We start from the raw sequence: 3,915 nt of genomic DNA on the forward strand, positions 1-3,915 counted from the left end.
AGGGTAAAGTGTTAGCTGTCTAATACTTGGTTTATTTACGCCGTGCTGTACTAGTAACTCCTCTAAGCGGACATAGCAATTCGTTTCCTGCACAGAAAAGTTATTTTCTTCTAAGATTTTCGGCGAGTTTCCTGGTTTTCTTTGGGTAATGCCCCATTCTAAGTTGTAAAATGCTTCAGCCTTATCCTGATGGAAATCAACCCTAGTTCTGCTTCGGAGATAGATGGGAAGTTGCGGCTCTTGCAGGACATTTGGCAGAATAACAGGGATAACAGGACGCTTTAGTTCAATAAATTCCCAGATGAAAGACTCTATTTCCTCTTTCTGCCAGGGACTTGATTTACTACCAATAAAAATGGCTACTGAGTGGATCTGCGCTATTTGAGCAGCCAGTAATTCTTGCCACGATCTGCCTGGAGGCACTTCCCACAGATTCAGCCAAGGTCTAATTTGCCGTTGTCTTAACTGCTCCGCAATCTGCTGGACTTCGCTTCTGTCTTCGTCGTCATAGCACAGCAGAACATCGAAGTTTCCGGCAGTTTTTGGTGAGCTTTTTGGTTGCTCCTGGGTAATGCCTGACACTAGTTTATCTAGTACTCCTACATCATCTATGCCGCTAGCAAAACTTAGGCAATTGAACTGCTGGAGAAAGAGCAAATCCCCTGGAATGCCCTCTACTCCTGGTAGCAAAACGGGAATTACAGGAATATCTGCATCTACACATTGGCTAATAAGTATCCGCAGTTCCATAACCTGCCACTTTCCCAGCCCTTGTGAACCGATGAAGATAGCAGCAGATTTGACATTGGAAATCGCCTGTTGAATCACATCCTGAAATGGGCGTCCTGGCAAAATTTGCTCTTCATCTATCCATACTTTTAAACCACGCCTTTTAAGTTCAGATGCAATGGCTTTAACTTGAGGCTTATCCTGACTATTGTGAGCCAAAAAAACATCGAATTCTGGCTGATTTACCATCTAAAGATTCCTCCTACTATTCATTAACTTCAGGTATGCCATTGATTAATTGGGTTATCGGTTCAGGATCTTGCTGACGAAAATCAACCCTAGTTCGGCGTCGGAGGTAGATGGGAAGTTGCGGCTCTTGCACGACATTGGGCAGAATAACAGGAATAACAGGACGTTTTTGTTCAATAAATTCCCATATAAAAGGCTCTATTTGCTCTTGTTGCCAAGGTCCTCCACTTCTGCCTATAAAAACTGCTACTGAGTTTATTTTGGCTATCTGAGTTTCCAGTAATTGTTGCCAGGAAGTGCCAGCAAAGGCTTCCCATATATCAAGCCAAGGTCGAATCTGCCTTTCCTTGAGTTGTTCGGCAATTTGCTTTACTTGGTTGCGGTCTTCGTCGTGATAGCACAAGAGAACATCGAAGCGTCCAGAAGTTTTTGGTAAGCTTTTTACCTGTTTTTGCCTAATGCCCGACTCTAATTTGTCTAACGCTTCAATATCATCTATTCCGTTTGCAAAACTCACCCAATTTAGTTCTTGGAGGAAGATCAAATCTTGTGGAATTCCCTCAACCTCTGGTAATAAGACGGGAATCACAGGAATGTCTGCTTCTACAAGTCGGCTGATAAGTGACCGCAACTCCAGTATCTGCCATTTTCCCAATCCCTCTGTTCCAATGAAGATAGCGGCAGATTTAACATTGGAAATTGCCTGTTGAATCACATCCTGAAATGCGCGTCCTGGTGCAATTTGCTCTTCGTCTAGCCACACCTTCAAACCACGCCGTTTCAATTTGGTTGCAATTGCTTTAACTTGGGGTTTATTCTGACTATTATGAGCGAGAAAAACATCAAAATCGGGTTGATTTGTCATTCAGAAGATTCTCCTACTAGATAAGTATGTTCAATTTATAGTTATATTTGATACTTTAAAACTATTGATAAATATAGTTCCAGGGCTATAAGCATAAGTAAATATTCAGAGTTTTAACTGCATAATATCGTAAGAGATTATCAGCCTAATATCCTAGTAATATCACTTCAGTATATTTAATACAAATGTAAAATATTAGTGAATAAGTGGAAATGCCTGCTTGTTCAGACTTTTCATTTAAACAACGCTTTTCGTCACAATTTATATGTGATTTATATCACTTTAAAATCAGAAATATTTGATGCTATTGTCCAAATTAGTGATGTTAATTTTACGCGAGGTTACTAATTGGGCGTTAAGCGTAGCTCTGCCGTAGGCAATCGCCCTCCCCTAATCCTAATTTTCGTAGAATTAGTGGTTACAAGTTTTGAGTTAGCGTGGTCGTAACCACCCCTTTTTCCTAACCTAAGCGATAGCGCTTTGCACCCATCGCAGGCATCGCATCTTTAAGTCAAATCATTTTACCTCCAAGTGCGTATCACAACAGTTAATTCACCCCGATTCTCAATAGTGATGAATTAATGAAAGTGACTAACGGAAAAATCAGGACTTGGAAAACCCTCAAAATTACCTTTTTCACATACCATGAAAAGTCAGAAGTACTTACAAGGTGATAATGAAAGTAGATATATTTATGTAATCACTCATTAAAAATGCGATTTATTTTTTGATAGCTTCATAGGCTCTGAGACGAGAGTGATTCAGTCAAACTCGATTCACAGAGCGTTTTGAGATATAACGTATCAGAACCTCGAAACTTAATCAATGCAAGCTCGCATCCCAAATTGCAATGTAAATTTGGTCTTCTGAATTGCGTTCTATCGACCCTTTTAGTCCACCAACATTAAAAGAGTATTGATTTGTTTTGCGCTCATAAACTTGTTGCAGTCCTTGCTTAATATTACTAGAAGCACTACCCCCTAGCATTCCCTGCAATGTGTTCTGCATCACCTCCGATCCAACAGATTGAGCAAAAGAGACTTCTGTTTGGCGTAGCATTTTTGTTTGACGATCAAACAAATAACCAAGATCAAAGCGGTTTGGATCACGCTGGTAAAGGTAAGCACGAGTTCTCCCAAACGCACCTCTAGAAACCTTAGTTGGCTTTCCTAAAGCTGCTGTAACTGCATCTTCTGAAGAACCAACGGGAAATGCAGGAACATCACTACTGCTGGTTTTTGGAATTGCAAGACTTTGTTTTTCCGGCTGTGGAGGTGGAGTGGAAGCCTCTGGAGTTGAGATCACATTAGGAGAAGTTGCTGGTTGTTCCGCTGTTACGAAATAACCGATTGTAACAGTACAAAGTGCGGAATGTGGGATATAAGCTTCTGAATGCTGTTGCGATCAGGTGCGTACTGATTTGAGGTGTTGAAATTTCCGGAAACGATGTTTGAAATGTTGTAGTTTTTACAGACGATAACTGAGTAATTATGCAACTAACTCATCCCATTTTGAAAATCGACTTGGTGCAAACAGCGAGTGTTTTCCCTAGTCTACTTTTTTACTCTATTAATCAAGCAGACAAAATAAGCTTTTGCGATACACTAAACAGCACTAGCTACGGTGATAGCATCGACGCCAATGAAGGAAACGATATTGTCTACGCCGGAGGAGGAAACGACTATATCTCTGGTGCGAGTGGTAACGATTCTCTGTATGGAAAGGATGGTAATGATCGCCCCTCATTACGGAGACAAAAAAGATGAAACTTACAAATCCCCAGAAAAGAGATTTTACAAAGTTTTTAGCTGCTGTCGCTTTATGTGCCCCATTGTTAGTAACGCTTCCTGGTTACGCGGAAAAACCCGAACACGTTAAACAGTTGCGGGACACTAAGAAATGTCGCAAATGTGATTTAAGTGGTGCCAATTTAAGTGGTGCCAACTTAAGTGGTGCGGACTTGAGTTATAGCAATTTAAGTGGTGCAAACTTAAGTGGTGTCAGCCTTAGAGGAGTCAACTTAAGTGGTGTCAGCCTTAGAGGAGTCAACTTAAGTGGTGTCAGCCTTAGAG

At 40.9% G+C, this 3,915-nt stretch carries 4 protein-coding genes and 1 pseudogene; 2 read left to right on the plus strand and 3 right to left on the minus strand.

The annotated features are described in order from the left end of the window. The 3 genes and pseudogenes from AC5590_RS19510 to AC5590_RS19520 form a co-directional block, all read right to left on the minus strand. Positions 1 to 978: toll/interleukin-1 receptor domain-containing protein (locus AC5590_RS19510; RefSeq protein ID WP_169268906.1), on the minus strand; the 978-nt coding region annotated here is incomplete at its 3' end. A 16-nt stretch (positions 979 to 994) separates the two neighbouring features. Continuing rightward, the gene (locus tag AC5590_RS19515) at positions 995 to 1,843 is read right to left on the minus strand and encodes a toll/interleukin-1 receptor domain-containing protein (protein ID WP_169268907.1); all 849 of its coding nucleotides are present in this window, start codon (positions 1,841 to 1,843) and stop codon (positions 995 to 997) included. 822 nt (positions 1,844 to 2,665) lie between these two features. Next, positions 2,666 to 3,172 (minus strand): annotated as a pseudogene (locus tag AC5590_RS19520) (serine/threonine protein kinase); the annotation flags it as partial. A gap of 161 nt (positions 3,173 to 3,333) precedes the next feature. Here AC5590_RS19520 and AC5590_RS19525 point away from each other — a divergent pair. Together AC5590_RS19525 and AC5590_RS19530 are read left to right on the plus strand one after the other, a co-directional pair. After that, a complete protein-coding gene (locus tag AC5590_RS19525; RefSeq protein WP_169268908.1) occupies positions 3,334 to 3,609 on the plus strand; it encodes a hypothetical protein in 276 nt (91 codons plus the stop codon). Beyond that, a partial coding sequence (locus AC5590_RS19530) for a pentapeptide repeat-containing protein (protein WP_169268909.1) occupies positions 3,606 to 3,915 on the plus strand: 310 nt, incomplete at its 3' end. The genes AC5590_RS19525 and AC5590_RS19530, both read left to right, overlap by 4 nt.

The sequence above is a fragment of the Brasilonema octagenarum UFV-OR1 genome (assembly GCF_963888615.1).
GTDB lineage: Bacteria > Cyanobacteriota > Cyanobacteriia > Cyanobacteriales > Nostocaceae > Brasilonema > Brasilonema sennae.

Coding starts and splice junctions, on each gene's coding strand:
- AC5590_RS19525 (WP_169268908.1), top strand. CDS start 3,334: ATGCAACTAACTCATCCCATTTTGAAAATCGACTTGGTGCAAACAGCG.
- AC5590_RS19515 (WP_169268907.1), bottom strand. CDS start 1,843: ATGACAAATCAACCCGATTTTGATGTTTTTCTCGCTCATAATAGTCAG.